We start from the raw sequence: 22,449 nt of genomic DNA, 5'->3' as shown, positions 1-22,449 counted from the left end.
TTCGCTTTCCCGGCGTCGAATCGCTGCGCCAGGTTCGGCTCCAGTCCACATGTAAGTCGCTGTATTGTCAATTTCAGGGTCGAAGATCCTTCCTGCGACCATTTCCTTTTCGTCACGCTCACGGCACATGAATCTTCGATGGCCGTCGCCGCGGCGGCGGGTCGACATAGCCGTCGGGCAGATTGACCGTCCGTGACAACAATCTCTCGGCAATCTCAACGGCGGCGGCACGCGCGCCCTCCCCCGAGCAGAAATTGCCGCGGACCTGTATGGCGGTCGCGAGCAGCTTGAAGAATGCATCGCGCAGCTCCGGCGATGGCGGCCTCGGCTCATGCCAGAATCGATCCAGATCCCCCCGGTCACTCAGGCCCTCTATATCGTAAATCGCCGCGCCCAGCGCCTTGACGGGCTTGCCGGCCCGCAATGCCGTAAGTGCCGCCGTGGAATTGACCGTTACCATCCCCTCGCTCGCGGCCATCAGCCGGTCGAGATCGCCGCCATCTATGAAATGGAGACGGGAGGACAATCCACAGGAAGCGCCGATGTTGTCGACATAGGCCCTCCAATCCATAAGTCCGTTGTCGAGCGGATGCAGTTTCAGGACGAGATGCGTTTCCGGCGCGGCATTTTCCGCAAAAGACCGGAGAATCAGCCTGATGGCATCCTGCTGCCGATGAAAGGGCGAGTGCGCCCGCAGCTGGAAATCGGTCTGAAGCTGCAGTGGATAGACGAAGAATCGCTTGCCACCAGCAAGCAGATGCTCGACCACGTCCTCCGCTTCACGCGACCTTCTGCTGCTTGAGGGAAGTCTCCTCAACCACCCGGCATATTCCATAAGCGGATGATAGAGCCCATGACGCCGATAGGCCGGATAGAGAAACCATAGAAAGACGGTCGGCAGATAATAGACGAGGTCGTAGAGCGCTTCGGCGAGGAACGTCTGGCTGTAACGGCGCGTCCAGTCCGGATCGGGCAGATCGGACGCCGCTTCGAGAATATGGCCGGGATCATCCGGAAAATGCGAATTGGAGGAGAGCCCGTCGCGCTCCAGAGTCACCCAATCCGGCCGCAAATATCCCATCTCGACGACGTTGATGCCGACACCCAGCCGGCGCGCCTCCTTGATGGCGACCTTATGATAGGGACGCTCTTCCCCGTGCAATATCATGTCGGTGACATTTTCGGCCTCGATTCGCCGGCTGACATAGGCGCGCCAGCCGGCAAAATCGCCGCGATAATTGAAGGCGTTGCGCCAGCGCCACGAAACCCAGTCGCCGGCATTGAGGTTGATGCGAATGCAGCGGCTGCCTGCCATTTCCAGGAGTCCGGCGATCTCGATGAAGAGCGGCGAGGATGGCCCCTGCAGAAACAGGAACGTGCGAGGGGTATCGTCCCGTTTCCCCTGCCCGTCGCCCATTACTCCGGAACCTCGGCCCGAAGGCCCGCATAATGCAGCAACGTGCCGATCAGGTTCCACGGCGCCTCTTCCCGCGGTGGCTGCGGCTTTTGCGAATGGGCTCGTGCGCGGCCAAGAGGAACGATGACATAATCGGTCCGCGGATCCGGGAACGGGTCGGCGAAGGCCTTCAGCAAAGGCGCGTGATCGCCATAGAAAAAAAGCCAAACTGGGCGATCCAGCCTGTCGAGATGATGGGCAAGATTGCCGAGCGCGTGATCGGCGCGCATCAGCAGCTCGCCATAAATATCCACGGGATCGACCAGATCCCCGCAACGACCCGGCTCCCAGGGGCCATGATTCGCCATGGATGCGACAAAGACGAAATTCTTGTCGGTGCCATCATCGTCGATCGTCCGAATCACGCTCTTCGTCAGCGAGAGATCGCTGACATAAGGGCCATCGCGGTCCGGATTGTGATCGAATTCGTCCAGCATCATCATTCGATCGAAGCCGAGTTGCGGCAATGCCTTGTGACGGAGGAAGAAGGTCTTGTCGTAGGGGTGAATGAACTGCGTTTTCCAGCCCGCTTTCTTGAGTCGCGCCGGCCAGACGACATCCTTGTAATGGCTGGCGCGCAGATAGGGATAGCTGGCGTCGATATGTACATTTTCGGGCAGCAACCCGCTCAAGACAGCAAATTCCGTCCGGAGCGTGTAGCCTCCCTCGAAAACGCTGGTCATGCGGCCCCATTGCGCGGCCCGCTCTCGCAAGCGGTCGAGATTCGGGAGCTTGACGTTTTTGACGCCGAAATGCCTGAGGTCGATGAAGGATTCGGATTGCCAGACGACAATGAGCGGCTCGTCCTCGCCGTGATCCCAAAGCTCCTGAAGCGCCGAGATGAAACGACCGGATAATTCCGAGACGATCGCCTCGCGCCGGACACCGACCCAGATGACGAAATGAAAGACCACGGAAGCGAAGGTGCCGAACCGCACGGTATCGATCTTGACATCGACCTTGCCCAAGAACTTCTGCGTGAAACGGCATACCGGTTCGCTAACAACTCGGCTGAACAGGGCAAGCCAGGGCGCAAAGACAACGGCAAGCATCAGGAGAACCCAGAGCAAGCCGTTGGAAGCCGGCAGAACCGATGGCTCCATATACATGTAAAGGCCGCTGAGGCCGAATACGTAAGCGAAGGCAATCACCCAGAAGACGATGTTCAGCGACGTCGCGTAGAAGATCTCCTTGTATTTGAAGACATCGACCACCAGCGCTATGTCCGAAAATACCAAGGGCTCCCGGATGAATTCGAATTTTGCCCGCGAAATTCCCGAGAAAATGACGAAGAAGCTGATGACCGCCTGCGTGCTGTAGATGGGGCGCCAGGAAATCGCGAAGAAGGCGGCATAGATCAGTGCAATGACCGGAATTCGCACCGCCCAATCGCAAACGAGGCGCCGCCAGCTTCTTGCCGTGCGGTTCTGCGCATTGACGGCCACCGGCATCGCAAACGGATCGGTCAGGAAGACGATGACGCAGGAAAACACGAAGCAGGCGACCGTCAAAAGAATTGGAAAATCATGCAGCTTCAAGATCGCGCCATCCAAATGCCTGCTGCCTGTCGCAACGTTTTCCAAATCCGCGGGAACGGATCCGACAATTGTTTCGTATTACTTATCACGATCAAAACCTTGCTCGGCCGTCTCGGCAAGACCGGGATATGCATCCTGCCCAAATATTTTTCGCGTTTTGCGCGAAAGCCACCATTTCAGCACCGGCTTTATCTGCGACCCGAAATAGGCAAGCGCGGTCAGAGACAATCCGAAGTGGATTTTGGCCTGTCCCCGATCCAGCCCGCGAACGATTCTCGCGGCCACCGCCTCCGCGCTCCAAGGCTTGACGGATCCCATCAAGATTTCCGCCTCGCGCGGTCTGCGGGAGATTTCGCGCCGATATTGTGGCGTCAGCGTATCGGGCGGAAAGCAGATGGAAACGCATATGCCGGTGGCCGCCGCCTCGGCACTCAAGGCTTCAGCAAATCCGGCCAATGCCGATTTCGATGCGCAGTAGGCGGTATAGCCGAAGATGCCGATCAGGGCAGCACCCGAGGAGATCATCATGATCCGGCCGCCGCGCCGCCGCTTCATGCCCTTGTAGACAGCGCGAACGGCATTTGCCGTTCCGAGGAAATTGATGGCGATCTGCTCATCGAAAACCGATACCGGCATCGCGTCGAAGACCTGGGGTTCGACGATACCAGCCGAGGCGATGAGGATATCGCAGGGGCCGAAGGACGCCTCGCAAAGCTCCACCGCCTGCGCGGTCTCCTCGGCCGAAGCCACGTCCACGGAACATACCCGGATAAGGGCGCCGTCGATGCCTTGAAGCGATGCGATCTCGGCTCGCGCCTCCTCGAGGCGTCCGGGATGACGGGCGAGAAGCGAAACGCGATCCCCCCTGGCCGCATATAGTTTCGCTATCGCCAGACCAATTCCACTCGAACCTCCCGTGACGATAACGTGCATGAGACAATCGTCCTGAATTTACGGGCCGGTCGGGGCTAGGCCCATTGGCAGCAATTGCATCATCTTGTCCATATCGAGTGATGCGAGCCCGAAATTGCGGTCCAGCAAACTCTTCAGTTTTTCTGCCGTCAGCGCGACGGCGTGCCGAATTTGCTCTTCGGTATGGTTACAGGTGATGAAGAAGCGAAGCCGCGCCATGCCTTCGGGGACGGCCGGATGGATGATCGGCAGGACATTGATACCTTCGGCCAGCAGATCGTTCGAAAGCTGCGCTGCCCGAAGCGAATCGCCGACGATGACGGGCACGACCGAATGGCCAGCACTGAGGCCGGTATCGAGGCTTGCCGCCCTAGCCTCTTCGAGGAACAGCCGACCGTTGCGCCCGAGACGTTCGGTTCGCTCGGGCTCGGACTGCAGGATATCGAGACCGGCGATAGCGGCGGCGGCAAGAACGGGCGACAGCCCGACGCTATAGACAAAGCCGCCGGCTTCCGCCTTCAGAATATCGGCAAGCGCACGGCTGCCGGCGATATAGCCGCCGCAACTCGAGGTCGTCTTTGAAAGCGTGCCCATCCAGATATCGACGTCCCGGGGATCGAGGCCGAAATGCTCGAAAGTACCACGCCCCGTCTTGCCGAGAATGCCGAGCGCATGCGCCTCGTCGACCATCAGCCAGAAACCGTAACGCGCCTTCAGCTCCAGCAGGGCCGGCAGATCGGCGATATCGCCATCCATCGAATAGATGCCTTCGACGACGACCAGGATGCGGCGGAAATCGGATGACAGTGTCTTCAGGATGGTCTCTAGGCTGTCGACGTCATTATGCTGGAAGAGCCGGCGTGCTGCACCCGACAGCTTGATGCCGGCGAGCGCGCTGTTGTGAATGAATTCGTCGTGGATCACCAGATCCTGCGGCCCCATGAGGCAGCCGATCGCCGCGACATTGGTCAGATAGCCGCTGACGAAGCAGACGGCGGCATCGACGCCATAGACCGCGGCAAGCTTCCGTTCCAATTCGATATGCCCCGGACGCTCGCCCGCGACCAGGCGGCTCGCCGAAGCCGAGATACCGAAACGATCGACCGCCTGTTTGGCGCTTGCCGCGACATGCGGATCGGTATTGGTCGCCAGATAGTCATAAGAGGCGAAATTGATGAATTCGCGTCCGCCAATGCGTGTCGTCGCCCCGGCCGCAGCATCGTGCGAGCGATAGAAGGGGTTGGCAACGCCGAGCAATTCGCCGGCGATGCGCTGCGTTGCGACGCGCTTGTACTCCGGCAAGTCTTCGAACCGCGCTGCCTGGCGCTGTTGTGCCGGCGGCTGCCTGTTCAAACGTTCGGCCCGGTTGCGCCCGGAGGATTCGCCGACGCGCCGCATCTGCTCCAGCAGCTTGCTCTTCTTCTGCTCCGCCTGGCTGCCGTCATTAACATCATGCATCGTCACTGAGCGGCCCTTTTTTCCTGTTCCGCGGCATGGCTGCGCGCCAGCTGCTCGACGATCTGGTCATTGCCCGCGGCAGCAGCCTTCACATCGTCGCCATTGCGATTCATGACACGGTCCCGCAAACGGCCGACAACGTCGCCGACCGTCGTGCCCTCGCCGACACCGCTCAAAGGAATGTCGAAACCGGTCTTCTGCTGGAAGCTCATGCCGAGTTCCATCGCCATCAGGCTATCGAGGCCGATATCCTTCAAGACCTTGTCGGGCGTCACGCTATCCTCAGTGACACGCAGAATCGCGGCGATTTCCGCAGCAACGAGCGCATGCAGGGCGGCTCGGGCCTCCTCCTCCGATTTGCCGCTGATCAACTCCCTTAGATCGATGCTGTCTCCCTCGTTCAGAGCTTGACGGCTGCCCGTATACCGCATCAGCGGTTCGAAAAGCGAACGATCGGCGATCGGCAACAGGCGAACGGCATTCCAGTCGATCTCTGCGATCATGACGGCTGCGGCATCGACAGCGCCGGTGTCGGCCAGAATATAGCGCTCCACCTGTTCCAGCGCATCGCGCGCCTTCAATGCGGCGTTGCCCAGGCGCTTGGACAGAAGATCATTGACCTCGCCGTTGCGCGCAAGGAAGCCCTTGTCGGCGATGGCGCCGAAGCCGACGGCCAAGGTCGGCTTGCCGGCAGCGCGACGCGCGCGGGCCAGGCCTTCCAGATAGCCGTTTGCCATCACATAATTGGCTTGCCCAGGATTGCCGAGCATGGTCGTTGCCGAAGAGAAGAGCAGAAAGAGCTCAAGCTCGTCGCCCCGCGTTAAACGGTCGAGAGTTTCGGCGCCGCGCATCTTGACCTCGAGAACAGGGCGATTGCGCTCGGGCGTCAGATTGGCAAGAAGCGCATCATCCAGGACCATAGCGGCGTGAACGACACCCTTCAGCGCTCCTTCGGCGCGAAGCGACGCAAGCAGCGTTTCGACCGCGGCAGTATCGGTAATATCGCAGGCATGCAGCGTCGCCACGACGCCTCGCCTTGCCCAATCGGCCATCGCCTTGCTGGTTTCCGTATCGGCAATGCCTCGGCGCGAGCACAAGGCTATGCGGCGCGCGCCTCTGGAGACGAGCCAATCGGCGGCGGAAAGCCCGAAGCCGCCGATACCGCCCGCAACCAGGAAAATGCCCCTGGCATCGAAACGCAAGGATTTTGCCGGAGCCCGCAAGACGCTATCGACCCCCGGAACGGGTGGCCGCACGACAATCTTGCCGATATGGCCGGCATTCTGCATCAAGCGGAATGCATTGCCGATCTCGTCATGGGCGAAGGCGCGATATGGCAGCGGCGTCAGCTTTTCTTCAGCAAAAAGCTGTCCGATCTCGGTGAAAATACGCCGCGCAAGATCGGGCGCATTGACCAGCAGCTGATCCGCATCGATGCCGAAATAGCTGACATTGCGCCGGAAAGGCCGCAGGCCGATCTTGCGGTCGGCATAATAGTCGCGCTTGCCAAGTTCCAGAAAACGACCGAAGGGTTTGACCAGCTCGATGCTTCGCTCCATCGCTTCGGAGAAAAGCGAGTTGAGAACGAGATCCACGCCCTCGCCGCCGGTAAGACGGCGTACGCCCGAGACGAAATCCAGAGAGCGGGAATCGAGCACATGATCGGCGCCGAGCATTTCAAGGAAGCCGCGCTTCTCGACCGTGCCGGCCGTGGCGATCACCCTGGCACCTCTATGCTTGGCGATCTGGAGTGCCGCCAGACCGACGCCGCCGGCAGCGCCATGGATCAGAATGGTCTCACCCGGCTGAATGCGCCCGAGCTCGACCATCGCGTAATAGGCCGTCAGAAAAGCAACCGGCACCGTCGCGGCAGCAGCGGCTTTCATTCGCTCCGGCAGCTTGGTCACGCCGTCGCGCCGGACCCGAACATGGGTCGAGAATGCAGCCGGCCCGATGCCCATAACCCTGTCGCCCGGCTGGAGATCATCGACCGCATCGCCCACGGCCGAAATTCTGCCCGCAAATTCCATGCCGATCGTGGTACCGGCGAAGCCATCTTCCAGGGCCTCTTCGGGCAGGAGACCCATCGCCCACATGACATCGCGGAAGTTGAGGCCGGTGGCTTCGACCGAAACGACGACCTCGCCTTCGCCAGGCACGGGAAGGCTGGTTTCCTCCCAGGCCATGCTGTCCAGGCGACCGGCGACACGCTGGCGAATCGTTGCAGCCTCGAAATCGCGGCGGCTCGCTTCGCCGGCACCGAAGGGGCCGGCAGCGGCTCTGATTTCGCGGACTTTTCCGGTCAGGCGATCCAGAACCCACTCCCTGTTCTCCGTCTCCGCCGCCACCAGCGCGTCGATGACCGCAACAATCCGCTTGTCATCCGCATCGGCATCCAGCAGATGCACATCGAAGGCATCATATTCGTTTTGAAGGACACGTCCGAAGGCCCAAAGGCCCGCATTGGCCTCGTCGACAGGACTAGCCGCCAGCGGGGAACCGCCCGGGGCAACGACGATCAGCCGGAACTTTGCTCCATCGCTTTTCCGCGACAATAGATTAGTCAATTCGGCAAAGACCGACAGACGGGACAGCGAGAGTTCCGTCGCCTCGCCGGACTTCCTGTTTGCGAGATAGACGATCCCACGAGTATCGCGATCGATTGCACTGACGATATTGGCAAGATCTGAAGGCGACGCACCGAGATCGATGACCGTCATTCTCTTATCGAGTTTGGCCAGGCCGTTCCTGCCTTGCTCCGACAGGATCAGGATCGGCTCGGCGGCTTCAGCGGCGCTCGACGTTTCCGGTCGCCGTTCAGATACAGCCGTCACTGCGATCAGGGAACCTTCGGGGAAGGTCAGTTCGCGGATCCGAGGCTTGGCAAAGCCAAGTGTTTCCAGCAGATCTTCGATCTGTTGCGGCGTACCGAGCCGCCCGACCGGGAATTCCGGCGATTGGCTATCTGCAAACCAGCCGTCGGACAGGCCGAAGACGAAATCATTGAAGGCGCTCGGCGCACGGTCGGCCAGCAACAATTGACCACCGCCGACGGCGACCTTCCGCAAAATCCGCCTGATGTCGTCATTGTGCCGCATCAGATGCTGGCTCTGATCGCCGGACGCGACGACGACGTCGGCAATGGTGCGATCCGCCAGCCTGGCGGGGTCCGTCACGATGACATGCGCATCGCGCTCGAAAGCGATCTCCAGCGCGCGGCGGGCGTGCTCGCGCGGTTCGGCGATGAGAAGGCATGCGCCAGCCACGGAGGCAGCGGCCGCCAGCTTGCGGCTGAAAGCGGCAGATACGGAACCGATCTCAAGAATGTGCTCGATCTCCCCGGCATTGGCTTTGATGGCGGACGTCAGGGCCTCCGCAAGCAGGGAAAGCCGCCTTTCGCTCAAAGGAGAGTGAAGAAGCATATGCTCCAGGGTCGCTCCACTCGAAATGCTTGTGCCTCGATTCGCTGGCTCCTGCTCCACGACATGCGGCCGGATCATCGCCAAATGCTCGAGTGTCTCGCGATAGGCATTGCCTACGAGAACGGCCTCCGCCACGCGCTCTGCATCCTCGCGATAGATTTCCTGCAGCAATTCAGCCAGCGGAGGCAATGTCGGCTCTTGCGGAACCTCCCATTTGCCCTCATTTGCCGTCGCTATGCCGGCGTCCTCGAGAATATAGAGGCAATTGACGAGAAACGACCTGAACTCGGCATCGCCGGGTAGGTTGGAGAACGCGACGCTGCCCCTGCGATCGGCTAAGGTCAGCGCTATGTCGTGGCAGGCGCGATAGATCGCCGCATCGAGAAGAAGGCTCGCATTGTTGAGCGCCCGGTTTCCTTCGAAGCTCGACTGCGATGAAATCTGCAATGCGCCGGTGCCGACTTCGCCCCTGCCGGCAAGAGTAGTCGATGGTATGCTCTCGTAGTGAAACGCAACGGACTCCAGCGTTGCCCGGCGGCGCAGTTGCGTGCGGCGGAAGCGGCAATCATCGAGAACCGCTACCGGCTTGCCACTCGCATCGAACAAGGCAAAACATGCCTTGACCGAATTTGCGCTGAACCGATCGATCTCGATCCGCGCCTTGACAATCGATCTTCGCCTGCCGAAAGCCGTCACGGTGCCGAAGTGAACGGGGATATAGGGCGCGCCGGCCTCATCGCCGGACAACTGATCGAATAATGCAACGAGACCGTGAAACGCGGCGTCGACCGACATGGGATTGAGATTGTAAGTTCCGAAAGGATGCGCAGGTGCGGCCGGCGGCTTCAGATCCACCTCGATGAGATCGTGACCGAAAGCGATCGCCTTTGCCAAAAGCCGGAAATGCGGGCCGTAATGCAGTCCGAAACGTTCTGCGGTTTCATAGGTCACTTCGGAGGTCAGAAGAGATTTGCGATCCCTGCCCGATCGTTCGACAGCTTCGGCGAAGCTCTCGCCGCTCAGAGGCTTGCGGCATCGCCCGACGGCATGCACCGTCCATTCGTCACGGCTGAGGCGTTCGCGCGACCGGATCTCGATATCGCCGGTTTCGGACGACAGGATGGTCGACAGCTCGACCATGTGATCCTGCGACAACTCAAGCGGCCGCATGATTTCGAGATTGCCGATCTCAACCTCGTCCGCCCCATAATATTGCTGTGCCGCCGTAACGGCGATTTCGACGAAGCCGCTGCCGGGCATGATTGCCTTGCCGTCGACCACATGCTCGGCAAGATCCGGAAAAAGACGAGCGTCGAGATGGTTCTTCCACGTCGAACCATTGAGGTCGGTCCGCCAGCCGAGCAGCGTATAGGGATTCTTTCGGTCGCGACCGAAAATATCGATCTCGTCGGCTGTCGGTTGCGTGCGCAACTCCATCGGTTCGAACGGCAGGGACGGCAGCCTGACGAAAGCGTTGCGCGTGGCGCTGCCGCGTGCGCGTAGCGCCGGCGCACCGTTGGCGACTGCCCTCGCGAATGATTGTGAAACCGGATCGTGACCGGCAACGGGCGCTTCGCGCAGCAAGGTCGGTATGGCAATGACTTGAACCGAAGCTTGCTTGGCGATCTCCGTCACATAGTTGGACAGGATCGGGCGCGGCGAAATTTCGATGAAGAGGTTGCATCCCATCGCCATGGCCGTCTGACAGCCGGCCTTGAAGAGTACGGGATCGCGGACGTTCCGCCACCAGTATTGCGTATCGAGCAGCCGCCCGTCGCGCAGTTCGCCAGTCACGGTCGAAATGAAGGTCCCTGCCCCGCTATCAGGCGCCAGATCGGGCAGATCGGTCAGAAAGGCATCCCTGGCACGATCGATGATCGGGTGATGGAACGGATAGTTGATATCGAGAATGTGCACGACGATCTGGGATTTGCGCGCCGCATCCCTGAAAGCTTCCACCTCGTCGACCGGCCCGGAGATCGTTACCGAATTCGGCGCATTGATCGCCGCAATACAGATATTGTCGAGGCCATGGGACCTCGCAAAAGCCAAGGCGGCATCCTCGCCCAGTACAACGGCAGCCATCTTGCCTTCGCCGGCAAGAAGATCCTGATGCAGCGAGCGCTTGGCGACGATTGCGACCGCCTCGGCAGCCGTCAGCGCCTTGGCGGCATAAGCTGCGGCGATTTCGCCGACCGAATGGCCGAGAACGGCATCCGGCCTGACACCCATCGACCACAGGCAGTCCGAGAGAGACGCCTGGATTGCAAACAGCAGCGGTTGCGCAATCTTGGTGTCGGCAAGCCGAGCGGAAAGATCCGCGGCGACCAGTATATCCGTCAGCTTCTCGCCGAGATAATATTCGAAAAGGGCGCTGAAGGATTGGAAGCATTGGCGGAAATGGCGGTTTTCCTCGTAGGCACCCACACCCATGCCTGCCCATTGCGACCCATTGCCGGAAAAGACGAAGGCAATCCTGGCGGCTTGCGCCGGTGCCTCGCCCGCCTCGCCGACCGACATTTTGCCGGACAGGTGCGCGTCGATCGCGGCAAGTATCGCCGCACTATCCTTCGCCCGCGCCGCAAAACGATGACGCATAGGCTCGCGATTGGCAGCGGCGGAGGAGACGATCTGCCGGGCGTCCCTGGGCTCGGCGCTTTCAAGACGCATTTTGTATTCCGCGAGCAACTTTGAAAGCGCGGAAGCCGTATGGGCGCTCGCCGCAAAAACTAGCCCCTCGCCTCTGATTTGCGGCTCGGGCGGAGCAACCGGATCGGGATCACTGATGACGACGTGTGCGTTGGTGCCACCAAAACCAAAAGAGTTGATACCAGCAAAACGCGGTTGCTTCGCAGGGAGCAATTCGATCGCGGATGTATTGACGCGGACGTTCAAACCTTCGAAGTCGATCGCCTCGTTGGGGCGGTCGAAATGCAGGGAAGCCGGAAGGAAATTATTCTCCAGCGCGATGATTGCCTTCAGCAGTCCGAACAGGCCGGATGCGGGTTCGGTATGGCCGATATTGGTCTTGATCGACCCGATTGGCACCGGCGCCCGCCGGTTGCGTCCTATGACTTCGCCGATCGCCCAGATTTCGGCGGGATCGCCGACTTTCGTTCCCGTTCCATGGCCTTCGATGAAGGCAATGCGATTGACATCGATCCCATGCCCTTCATAGATCGACTGCAGCAAGGCTGCCTGCGCCTCCCGCGACGGCATGGAGATGCCGTTGGTCCGCCCCGAGGAATTGACGCCAACGGCATGGATCCTGGCATAGCTGCGGTCCTTCTCGCGCAGGGCGACATCCGTGCGACGCAACACGATCGCCGCACCGCCTTCTGCCCGAACATAACCGCGTCCATCGTCGTCATAGGCGCGGCAGAGGCCTTCCGGCGACAGCATGCGCGCCTGTGCAAAGCCGACAAAGGACATCGGATGGAGCAGAACATTGATGCCGCCAACGATTGCGGTATCGATTTCGCCGCCTTCCAACGCCCTGACCGCCTGGTCGAGCGCAACCAGCGACGAGGAACAGGCCGTGTCGATCGTCATGCTTGGCCCGCGCAGGCCGAATATGTGCGAGATGCGATTGGAAACGATCGAAAGCGTATTGCCCGTCATGAAATACGGGCCGCCCGAAGCCGGATCTTCAAGCGTCAGGTTCCCGTGCTCAAGGGAAGATGCGCCGACATAGACGCCGACCCGCTGCCCCTCGAAACCGTCAATCGGCAGATTTGCATCTTCCAAAGCCCGCCAGACGACATTGAGAAGGATGCGCTGCTGCGGGTCCATCTGCATCGCTTCGCGCTGAGAGAGGCCGAAAACCATGGGGTCGAAGGCGTAGACATTGTCAAGAACGCCGGCTGCATATGTGTAGGCCTTGCCCGGAACGCCCACAGCCGGATGCCAAAAGCGAGCGAGATCCCAGCGCTCTTCAGGTATACGGCTTATCGTGCAACGTCCTTCCTTGAGGACAAGCTGCAGTTCTTCAATCGAACCCGCCCCGGGGGCAACGCTTGCGCGTCCGATAATTTCAACCGTCATGATATCTCAGCAATATTCTACGAAGTGCACCAGGCTGACCAATTTCAATATCAACTGCCCACATCATCATTATCTATGGTTGTCACTGATAAAAAATCTGCGTGTACAACCAGTATGCGGCAGTGCAACAACCGATGCAATATGAGATCTCTCAGCCCCTCACCGCGTAGAAAATCGCTGCCCTTGTTCACGTTCCCTGTAATTATTTCCGCATTCAGTTCGCGACGAATTCCGCCCGTTCACAAGGCATGATCCGTCACGATCATACAGATGTCGGCACTCACCAACGAATAGAGGCACAAGCAGCCGTCGCCAGAGCTGCAAAGCCCCATCGCCCGGCTACTGTCCCAGATTCGCCGCAGTCGCCGCTCCTTGCGAGGCAATACCCAATGGCGTGCCGATAAGGTTCAAGAATTTTCGAATATCAACCGACGGATGACGCGAGACATAGATAACGTCGCGGCTCTTGACCGGGAAGGTCTGTCCAACGATCAGGCTATCGGGATTGGACATGTCAAAACGGTAGACGATCGGATAGCGTCCCTTGGCATCGGGCACCATTCCCGTCGATGCCGTAGCGCGATCTGCGAGCCGGTCAGAGCTGGATCAGATCCAGATCCTTGCCGATTTCGCTTTTGGCAATGTCGACCACACTTCTCTCATGGGTAAAGAGGATCGTCTGGAAGCGATCGGCCGTTGCGGCCAGTACCTGTAGACCCGCCCGAACGCGCTCGTCGTCGAAGGTCTGGAAGATGTCGTCGACGATCAGCGGCGCAGGCTCGTTGCGGGCGGAATAGTCTTCGAGGAATGCCAGCCGCAGCGCGAGATAAAGCTGATCGCCAGTGCCTTCGCTCAAGCCGTCGAGCGGCACGCGTTCGCCGGCCGCCCGTTCCGCCAGCAACTGCAGCGCGTCGCTTTCATCGTGGGCTTCGACCAGGCGGGAGAAGCGGCCACCCGTCAGCTGCGAGAACAGCTCACCGGCACGCCGGATAACCGGATCGGCCTGCTTCTCACGATAAGCCTCCATCGAACCGGCGAGCATGCGGGCCGCAATCTTCAGGACAACCCATTGCCGCGCGAGATCCTTTGCCTCCTGCTCGGCCGAGAGCTTTTCAAAAACCGCGTATTCGGCGCTGACGCCTGTTTCAAGCCCCTGCCGCTGGCGGCGGTTCTCCGCCAGCCGTGCGGAAAGTTCGCCATGCACGGCGAACTGCCGCTGGTCTTCCTCGGTCAGCCGCTCGATTTCGAGATCGGCGGCGACGCGTTCGAAGCCGGCCAGCTCGGCGCGAAGATCGTCTTCGGCCTTGCCGTCAGCCTGCTGGCGGAAACGATCGCGGCTTTCGACGAGCCGGGCGGTGAGACGCGTGCGTTCGCGCAGGCGAGAAAGGAGTGCCGGCAGGTCCTCCATACCGCCTAGATCTGCAGTCAGATGATCGAGTTCAGCAACAATGGCTGCGAGCGCAGCCTCCTGGCGTGCCACGAGCCCTTCCCCGCGCTGCTGCTCTTCTTCCAGGGCGTCGCGCTTCTTCAACTCGCCGCGCGTGGCGTTGACGCGGGTGTGCAGCGCCTCGGCAGCAGCATCCGGTGGCAGATGGTCCAGCTCATAACCGCTATTGGCGGCAAGGGTCGCCAGTCGCCGCTCGAAATCCGCCATGTCGCGCCGCATGCCATTGACCCTACGCAGGCGGTTTTCGCGCTCCGCCAGGACATCGGGCAGCTCCTGCCATGCCTTCAGGGCGGCACTCGCCATGTCCAGGGTCGTGTCGGACGGCAGACCGAGCAGTTCCGCGGCTTTGGCGAATGCGCCGCGCCAATCGGTGTACTGTCGTTCCAAGCTCTGTTGCTGGTCGTCGAACCGGGCCAACCGTTCACGCGCCGCGCCGATCTCCCCTTCTCGCGTGCGGCTTTCGCTCCAGCGTTCGGACAGAAGACGCAGATGCTTGCGCAGACCTTCCGCAATCGCTGCCGGCGGAAGGCGGCCGCTCTTATAGCCGGTTGCCTCGACGATATCCTGCAGAGCGGGCAAGACGCGGTCTTCGGCCAACGCATTCTCATCCCGTTGATCGACTAGCTCTCGCAACGCCTTGCGCTCGCGTCGCAGCAGCTCTACTCCGCGGCGCCATTCCAGCATCGTCGATGGGTCGATGGCATCGACGCCGCAAGGCTCAAAAAGGGCTGCAAAGGCTGCCTGTGCATCCTTCAGCGCTTTCTCGCAACCCCTGAACCGACCGTAAGCCTCCTCCCGCTCCTGCATTAGACGCGCCTGCCGCAAACGATAATCGGCATGGCGTGCGACACGATCCGCATCACTCAGGGCGGCATCGGCCAGACGGTCCGCCTCGGCCACGCTGACGGTCAGTGCCGCAAGCAGCTTAGTCTCCGGCACGGCGCCGTCCGTCCATCTCTGCTGGATGACGGCCCATTGCGCATCGCGATTTTCACGCGCGGCGATGAGCTGTTCGCGCGTGACGATCGGCCCGGTGCGCTCGGCATCCACAAGCGTTCGTGCTATCTCAGCCAGTTGCTCATCGTAGGTCTGCAGCTTGGCGGTAGCCTCACGCACCTTCGATCGAGCGGCGTCGATGATATCGCGATGTCCTGTAATCTCCGGCACTTCCGGCAGCGGTACCGAGAACAATGCACCAATGTCACCGACAGGTGGCTGCAGCCGCGCGGCTGCCTCATGAAGATCGGCTTCGGTGCGACGTATCTGCGTTTCCAGTCCGTCGAGGCGGGCCAAGGCAGAGAGATCGCTGCCCAAAGCCTCAAGCTGGTCAATATAAGGTCTCGGGTCGATCAGCCGCCCGTTGAGGCTGTCCTTCTCGAGCGTGGCCAAATGCTTGCGCTCACTGTCCGCTTGCTCGGCAAGCGACTGCCTCTGCCGCGCAAGCTGCCTGCCCTGCTCCACCAGCTCTGAAAGGCGCACGCGGTCAATATCGCTCGGCTGCTGCCGTTCCAGCTCGGCTTCGGCAAGACCGAGGCGACGGGCAAGCTGCGAGAGCGTCATGTCGTAACCGGCAAGCTCCTGATCGACGCGCGGCAGATCGTGACGCTGGGCGCGGTAGTTGCCGGTATCGGCAAAGAGCTGCGTGATATCGCCCGACATCTGCAGCAGCGCTTCATCCACCTGGATGCCTGCGAGGTCTTCCTCGGCGCGCGCAACAGCTTGCCGAGCACGGCGCAGTTCCTCTTCGCTTGCCTGCCTCTCGCGCAATCTCTGTTCGAGCGTATCGGCGAAGCCATCCGGTATGGCGGCGAGATCGGAAAGGCCGTCGAGTGCTTGGCTTTCCGCATCGATCTCGGCGAGCAAGGGCTGCAGGGTCTTCAGCCGCTGGAGCCGGTCCAGCGCCTCGCGTGTGCTGCGGCGCTCCGCCTGCAGGCGCGCAAGTTCCGTCTCCAGCTCGGCCGCTTCGGCAAGCAGCTTCTTCCAGTCGCCGGACTTCAACTCGTTGTCTCGCTCTGCCTTGCGGGCATCTTCGTACCGGTCGAGAGCCTGATAGAAGCCGCGATCCTTCGAGCGCCTGGCTGCATAGATGCCGTCGGCTTCAACTTCCAACGACTGGCGCAGGCGGGACAGGCCGGTCAGGCCGGACGCCGCCGAGAACAGCAGGCTGCCGATCTCGCCGCCGCTGCGCAACATGGCGGTCGCGCCTTGCCGCAGCCGTTGGGAGTCGAGGCCGAAGGCACGCTCGAAGACATCGCGGCTTAAATTGCCAAGGAAGGGCGAAAGTACATCTTCGGCGAGCGCCGTCTCCTTATCATCAGGAGCCAGAAGCGTTCCCTTGCGGCCACGGCGTCGACGGAAACTCAAGCATGTACCATCGCGCGCGCGGATGTCTGCTCCGATCCGCAAAGCCCCGGGTTCATGCAGGAAGCTTTGCTCGGCCGCTGTGGGGAAACCGAACAGCAGATCGGAGATTGCACTGAGAGCCGAGGATTTGCCTGCCTCGTTCGGACCATAGATCACATGCAACCGCGCACCGGAACGAAAATCGATCGCGCGATCGGTCAGCGCGCCATAGCGGAGAATATCGAGCCGGGTGAAGCGCATCAGCCTGCCCTCTGCCCGCGCGCCAGCAGCAATTGCCGCGCCTCTTCGATGAGGGTGTCCATGCCGTCGTCCAGCGGCAATTCCGTTGCGCCAAGGCCACCCGGCAGGCGCACGGCGATCTCGTCGATCAACCGGCGAGCTTCCGCCAGAATATCGGCATCGCCGGCATGATCTGCCAGTAGCTGGCGCAGATCAAGCACGCCGTCCGCCTCTGCCGATCTTTCCGGCAGCGGTTCCAGCCGCAGTTCCAGCTTTTCCAGCCAGATATCCTCATGCACGCGGTGGCAGGCGGCTTCCACCTCGTCGCGCCATTGCTGGCGGTTGGCAGCTATCACACCGTGTAATGGCGTCACACCGGAAAGCCGGACGCGCAGCGCGGTCATACGACCCGCCATCTCATCGGCAATTGGCTGCACCGCCTGCTCCACATGGCGCAGGATCGCCGCCTGATCGTCCTCCGGATCGACGACAATATCGGCCTGCGCAAAACGGGCCTCGTCGACAATGATGCGCTCATGCACGATGCGTCCGTCTTCGACGGTCACCAGTACCGCACCCTTGGCACCGCGTTCGCGAATGTTGCGTCCCTGCAGATTGCCCGGGAAAATGACGAGCGGATCCTGCGCCACCAGTTCATAGTCGTGCACGTGGCCGAGCGCCCAATAGTCATAGCCGCGCGATCGCAAGTCGTCGACAGAGCATGGAGCATAAGGCGCATGCGGCTCGCGGCCGGTGAGCGAGGTGTGAAGAATGCCGATGTTGAACCAGCCGGAGACGGGTGCGGGGTAGGAAATCGCCAGATTGTCGTTGGCGGAGCGTTCGGCAAAGCCCTGGCCATGAAGCGCCACCTTCAGCGCTTCCAGCCTGACGCTGCCCGGCTTGCCCGTCGGAAATTCGTGGACGTTTGGCGGCAATGTGATGGTCTTGGTGATGACGCTTGCCGCATCGTGATTGCCGCGCAGCAGATAGACCGGAATGCCCGCGCGCTCCAGCCGCGCCATCTCGCGATTGAAGAACAGGCCGATCTTGTTGTCCTTCCAGTCGCCGTCATAGACATCGCCGGCAATCACAAAGAAATCGACGCCCCTTTCAATCGCCAGATCGACAAGCGTCGAGAACGCCTTGCGACTGGCTTCGACGAAGACCGCAGCGACGGCGGCATCCTTCAGAGCCAGGCCTTGAAAGGGGCTGCCAAGGTGCAGATCGGCGGCATGAATGAAACTGAAAGAGGGCATGGGTTCCGATAGCAGTCAGATATCCGGACTTTCCTTTTAAGGAAACGGAGACGCGATGAACACCGCATGCACCACTTCATCCAATGGTTTCGCAAGCCAGGTGGAGTCTGTCATATTTCTCAGTCACGCGATTGCGATCCGCAATCGCCGATCCGCGCTTGTGGCCCTGTCGGGCGGCTGCTACTGCGCTATCATCTTACGAATAAAGAGAGGAGACTTTTCATGAGACATCATGCTTTCGGACGGACGCCCTTTATCGTGACCGATGTCGGCTTCGGCGCCTGGCAGATCGGCGGCGCATGGGGCGATGTCAGCGAGGCCGATGGCCGCGCAGCATTGAACGCCGCCCTCGATGCCGGCATGACCTTCATCGATACCGCCGACGTTTATGGCGATGGCCGCTCGGAAAAGATCATCGCCGACGTCCTGAAGGCGCGTGGCGGCGAGCGCCCGATGGTGGCAACAAAGGCTGGCCGCCGGCTGAACCCGCATGTGGCCGAGGGCTATACCAAGGCCAATCTGGAAGGCTTCATCGACCGCAGCCTGAAGAACCTCGGCGTCGAGAGCCTTGATCTCGTGCAGCTTCACTGCCCGCCGACTGAAGTTCTTTATCGGCCCGAAGTCTTCGCCGGTCTCGACGAACTGCACAAGGCCGGAAAAATCAAGGGATATGGCGTCAGCGTCGCACTGGTCGAGGAGGCGCTGAAGGCGATCGAGTATCCTGGCGTGCTCAGCATCCAGATCATCTACAACATCTTCCGACAGCGTCCCGATCACCTGTTCTTCAAGGAAGCCAAGCGCAAGAACGTGGCCGTCATCGCCCGCGTTCCCCTCGCCTCCGGCCTGCTCTCCGGCAAGATCACCAGTGACACGCAATTCGCCAGCGACGACCACCGCAGCTTCAACCGCCATGGCGAGGCCTTCGACGTCGGCGAGACCTTTGCCGGCGTACCGTTCGAAGTCGGTCTTCAGGCCGTGGAGGAGGTGCGCAAGCTGGTTCCGGCCGGCGTGAGCATGGCAGCTTTTGCGCTGCGTTGGATCCTGATGAACGAGGCCGTCACCGTCGTCATCCCTGGTGCCCGCAATGCCGAGCAGGCCAAGGCCAATGCCGCCGCGGCCGATCTGGCTCCCCTTTCAGCCGATGTCATGGCAGCCACGCGCGAGATCTACGAGCGTCTGATCGCGCCGCATGTTCACCATCGCTGGTAACATCCATATCTGAAATGGTGGCCGGAAGGCGCTTTCGGCCACCATGGGCATGTTGTTCCGTAGGTGCGGGGACGGCATCAATATGCTGCTGCCCAAGCTTGATGCCATTGAGGAAAAGGGGCCGGACAGGTTCCAAGGAGGAATGTCATGAAAGTAGCGCTGGTAACGGGTGCCTCTCGCGGTCTGGGTGCGGTGATCGCCTTGGAGCTTGCCGAGGCTGGCTGGGCCGTCGCCGTCAATTATGCGAGCGATACGCGGGGCGCCGAGAGGGTTGTCGAGACCATCCGGCAGCGTGGCGGGCAGGCATTTGCCGCCCGGTTCAGCGTGATCGACAAGGACCAGCTTGTGGACGGGCTGGAAAAGATCAGAGCATCGCTCGGACCCGTCGATCTCATCGTCAACAATGCGACGGGTCCCCAGCCGGACATGCCGCTGATGGAGCAATCCTGGCGGACTTACCTCGACCAGCTCGAATTCTTCGTCAAGGCGCCGCTGGAGCTGCTTCAGGCCGTACTTCCCGATTGGCGGGCGCGCAAATCCGGCCGCGTCATCAACATCGGTTCCGAGATCGCCGAGCTCGGCAATCCGAATTTCGGCAATTATGCCTCCGCCAAGGGCGCCATGTTATCGATGACGCGCTCCTGGGCGAGAGAGCTGGCGCCGGAGGGGATTACGGTCAATCTCGTTGCGCCCGGCTGGATTCCGGTCGAGCGTCATGCCGGCGCTTCGCAAGAAGCAAGGGACGGCTATCTCGCTCATACGCCTATGGCCCGTTTCGGCACGCCCGAAGATATTGCCGATGCCGTCGTCTTTCTCGCTTCCAGCAAGGCAGATTTCATCACCGGCCAGAAGCTCGCGGTCAATGGCGGGCGGACATTGCTCTGATATCACCAGGCGGCGAAAACGGATCAATGGTGCAGCCGGGCGAGCAGAGCGAACAACCTCGGTTATTGCCTGTTTCCTGACATCGCCACGTGCGAATCGGCCGATCAGGTTGCAGGCAAACTGCTCTGCTCGCCGGAATCCCCTGTCTTTCACATGCTGAGGTTACGGCATCAGGCACCTTGAGCCGACGCGAACCGCTGCGCAACTCGCGCAACGCGCTCGCCGTAAGCTCGAGCAGTTTCCAGGTCGCCGATCGACATTTCGCTCGGGGCTGCGTCGCATCGCATTGCGCCATTGGCGCGATGTAGGATCCCATCCTGTTTGCATCGTCGCGCTTCGAAGCCTTCACGTTCGCCGGCTTTACCCCCAAACTGACCCAAAGACCTCCGTGCTGCCCCGCCAGAAGAACGAAGTATTCGAGAGTATTGAGTTTATCGCCGTTCAAACTGGCGCTGTTGGTGAAGCCTCCGAAAACCTTGTCCTGCCATTTGCTGGTGAACCAAGCCTTCGAGGACATATCGGCGAACTTCTTAAATTGCCAGCTCGGGCCACCCATGTAGGTGGGCGATCCGAAGACGATGGCGTCGGCGGCGTCCAACGCGGCCCATCCGTCATCGGAAAGGTTGCCATCCGCATCGATGGCGCAAAGTACCGCGCCCGCCCCTTCCGCTACAGCTTTCGCCATCCGCTGGGTGTGGCCGTAGCCGGAATGATAGACGACGACTGTGCTTGCCGTGCGATTTGACATGATGGTTTTGGCCTCCTTCTGGCCATTGCTTTGCGCTGTCCGGAAGCGAGGTCGCTCCGACTGGCGTCTTCTTCCAGGTGGATTGATGACAGAGGGTGGAGACACCCGACGCCCCGGCGGGGGTTTTCTTCGGGCAGCTATGCACAGACCTTCATCTGGAAGGCACTTGTTTGCCGCCAGATTTCAGACTTGGCCGCTGATACCCGCCAGTGCCAGCAGCAACAGGAACACGAAAGGTGGCGGAAGTTCTCGATAGTTCCGGATACGAAAAATGGCAGCGATCGCGACGAGCATGATGCAGGCGCCCAATACAATCCCGATATATCGGGTGCCGGCTGTAACCAAAAGCACCGCGGTTGCGAGCTCAAAGGCAGCCGTGACCCAGCACCACCAGAACGGAAATCGAAGTTGCACGAACCCCGCGCGGATTTTCGGATGTCCGCTCGCGTTGACGACAGCGCCAACGAGAAACGCCCCGGCGGCCAGCCAGACGAGGATGGTATCGAGTGACGTTGTGCCTGTGAAAAGTTTCATGGGAAGACTCATTGATATTCTCTTCGCTGATGAACCGAGCGTATGAAGCTGTTATAGCGATAATAATTATTCTAGCATTGCTAGTTTGTCAATCGACGTTCCTTTTGATAGTTTCGCATCAGGAAAATCGCGGCGCATGCAGATTGAGGACGCAGGGTGGGTATCAGCGAACGCAAGACTCGAGAGCGAGGCGAACGTGAACGCAGGATCGTCGTCGCTGCGAGGACGATCGCGGAACGTGACGGCTGGGCTTCCGTCACGATCCGGCGTCTCGCGGAGGAAATAGAATACAGTCAGCCGGTTCTCTATTCGCATTTCGAAAATCGCGATCAGATCGTCGGAGCGGTCGCGCTCGAAGGTTTCGGCGAATTGGCCGCGATACTCCGCGCCGCAATCCGGCCATCGTCCACGTCAAAGGAGCGCGTGGAAGACGTCGCAACCGCTTATCTTGATTTCGCTTTCGATCGCCCTGCGATGTACGAGGCAATGTTCGTCCTGCCGACCGGGCTTCGTTTCGCCAGATCCGACACGCCGGCTCAGCTTCGCGATGGTTTTGGAGCCATGGCGACGGTGATCGCGCCGTTCTCCCAGGATGCGGATACCGCTACCGAAACCTTCTGGGCAGCACTTCACGGTTTGGCAGAGCTTGAACGCCACGGGCGGATAAGACCCGCTTTTCGGGCTCAACGTATCGCGCTCATTACGCAGATGGTGTCGGGTCAACCCTGAGAACGCGTCTTGCGATTAACCTGATCGCGCATAGATGGCTTGGAAAATGCGGGATAAGGCGAAGGGTATAAGCGCTTGGAGTTTGGCTGTTGAGGCCCAAAGCAGCCACGGTGGCATTGCTGCAGGAAGCCACAAGTCATGACCTCCACCAGAGGTGGAGGTTTGAAACGCTGCGCTTGAACCGCTAGAAGCGGTATTGTTAGCGCTTAGTAGCTACGATTGAAGAGG

General features: G+C 60.6%; 11 protein-coding genes and 2 pseudogenes. 3 read left to right on the top strand and 10 right to left on the bottom strand.

Annotation, left to right across the window (positions count from 1 at the left end):
- Positions 1 to 118 precede the first annotated feature (118 nt).
- From FHT84_RS26000 to FHT84_RS25965, 8 genes and pseudogenes are all read right to left on the bottom strand, one after another.
- Positions 119 to 1,417, bottom strand: coding sequence for a capsular biosynthesis protein (locus tag FHT84_RS26000; RefSeq protein ID WP_113250614.1), 1,299 nt, complete (start codon positions 1,415 to 1,417; stop codon positions 119 to 121).
- The gene (locus tag FHT84_RS25995) at positions 1,417 to 2,994 is read right to left on the bottom strand and encodes a sulfatase-like hydrolase/transferase (protein WP_113250758.1); all 1,578 of its coding nucleotides are present in this window, start codon (positions 2,992 to 2,994) and stop codon (positions 1,417 to 1,419) included. Before FHT84_RS25995 ends, FHT84_RS26000 begins: the two co-directional genes overlap by 1 nt.
- A gap of 78 nt (positions 2,995 to 3,072) precedes the next feature.
- A complete protein-coding gene (locus tag FHT84_RS25990) occupies positions 3,073 to 3,927 on the bottom strand; it encodes an SDR family oxidoreductase (RefSeq protein ID WP_113250615.1) in 855 nt (284 codons plus the stop codon).
- Between the two features lie 18 nt (positions 3,928 to 3,945).
- Entirely contained in the window at positions 3,946 to 5,364 is a 1,419-nt protein-coding gene (locus FHT84_RS25985; protein WP_113250616.1) for an aminotransferase class I/II-fold pyridoxal phosphate-dependent enzyme, read from the bottom strand.
- A 2-nt stretch (positions 5,365 to 5,366) separates the two neighbouring features.
- Positions 5,367 to 12,830, bottom strand: coding sequence for a type I polyketide synthase (locus tag FHT84_RS25980; RefSeq protein WP_183764936.1), 7,464 nt, complete (start codon positions 12,828 to 12,830; stop codon positions 5,367 to 5,369).
- Positions 12,831 to 13,169: 339 nt separating this feature from the next.
- A pseudogene (locus tag FHT84_RS25975) lies at positions 13,170 to 13,373 on the bottom strand (polysaccharide export protein); the annotation flags it as partial.
- A gap of 52 nt (positions 13,374 to 13,425) precedes the next feature.
- Complete coding sequence (locus tag FHT84_RS25970) at positions 13,426 to 16,881, bottom strand: YhaN family protein (protein ID WP_183764933.1); 3,456 nt, start codon at positions 16,879 to 16,881, stop codon at positions 13,426 to 13,428.
- On the bottom strand, positions 16,881 to 18,116 hold the full coding sequence (locus FHT84_RS25965) for a DNA repair exonuclease (RefSeq protein WP_183764930.1): 1,236 nt from the start codon (positions 18,114 to 18,116) through the stop codon (positions 16,881 to 16,883). The genes FHT84_RS25970 and FHT84_RS25965 overlap by 1 nt, the downstream gene beginning before the upstream one ends.
- Before the next feature lie 222 nt (positions 18,117 to 18,338).
- Between FHT84_RS25965 and FHT84_RS25960 the strand changes: the two genes are divergently transcribed.
- Positions 18,339 to 19,325 carry an aldo/keto reductase gene (locus FHT84_RS25960; RefSeq protein WP_113250620.1) on the top strand — a complete coding sequence of 329 codons (987 nt, stop codon included), beginning with the start codon at positions 18,339 to 18,341 and terminating at the stop codon, positions 19,323 to 19,325.
- A gap of 147 nt (positions 19,326 to 19,472) precedes the next feature.
- On the top strand, positions 19,473 to 20,210 hold the full coding sequence (locus FHT84_RS25955; protein WP_112344195.1) for an SDR family oxidoreductase: 738 nt from the start codon (positions 19,473 to 19,475) through the stop codon (positions 20,208 to 20,210).
- A gap of 170 nt (positions 20,211 to 20,380) precedes the next feature.
- Here FHT84_RS25955 and FHT84_RS25950 read toward each other — a convergent pair.
- Positions 20,381 to 20,958: pseudogene (locus tag FHT84_RS25950) on the bottom strand (flavodoxin family protein).
- A 183-nt stretch (positions 20,959 to 21,141) separates the two neighbouring features.
- Positions 21,142 to 21,492, bottom strand: a complete 351-nt coding sequence (locus tag FHT84_RS25945; RefSeq protein WP_246698639.1) for a DoxX family protein — start codon at positions 21,490 to 21,492, stop codon at positions 21,142 to 21,144.
- A 156-nt stretch (positions 21,493 to 21,648) separates the two neighbouring features.
- Between FHT84_RS25945 and FHT84_RS25940 the strand changes: the two genes are divergently transcribed.
- Positions 21,649 to 22,221: a TetR/AcrR family transcriptional regulator gene (locus FHT84_RS25940; protein ID WP_112344192.1), complete on the top strand. Its 573-nt coding sequence runs from the start codon at positions 21,649 to 21,651 to the stop codon at positions 22,219 to 22,221.
- Positions 22,222 to 22,449 lie beyond the last annotated feature (228 nt).

The organism is Rhizobium sp. BK289 (genome assembly GCF_014193575.1).
Taxonomy (GTDB): domain Bacteria; phylum Pseudomonadota; class Alphaproteobacteria; order Rhizobiales; family Rhizobiaceae; genus Rhizobium; species Rhizobium tropici_C.
Note: the sequence above shows the minus strand (reverse complement) of the source record. Positions and strands in the feature narration are given on the sequence as shown.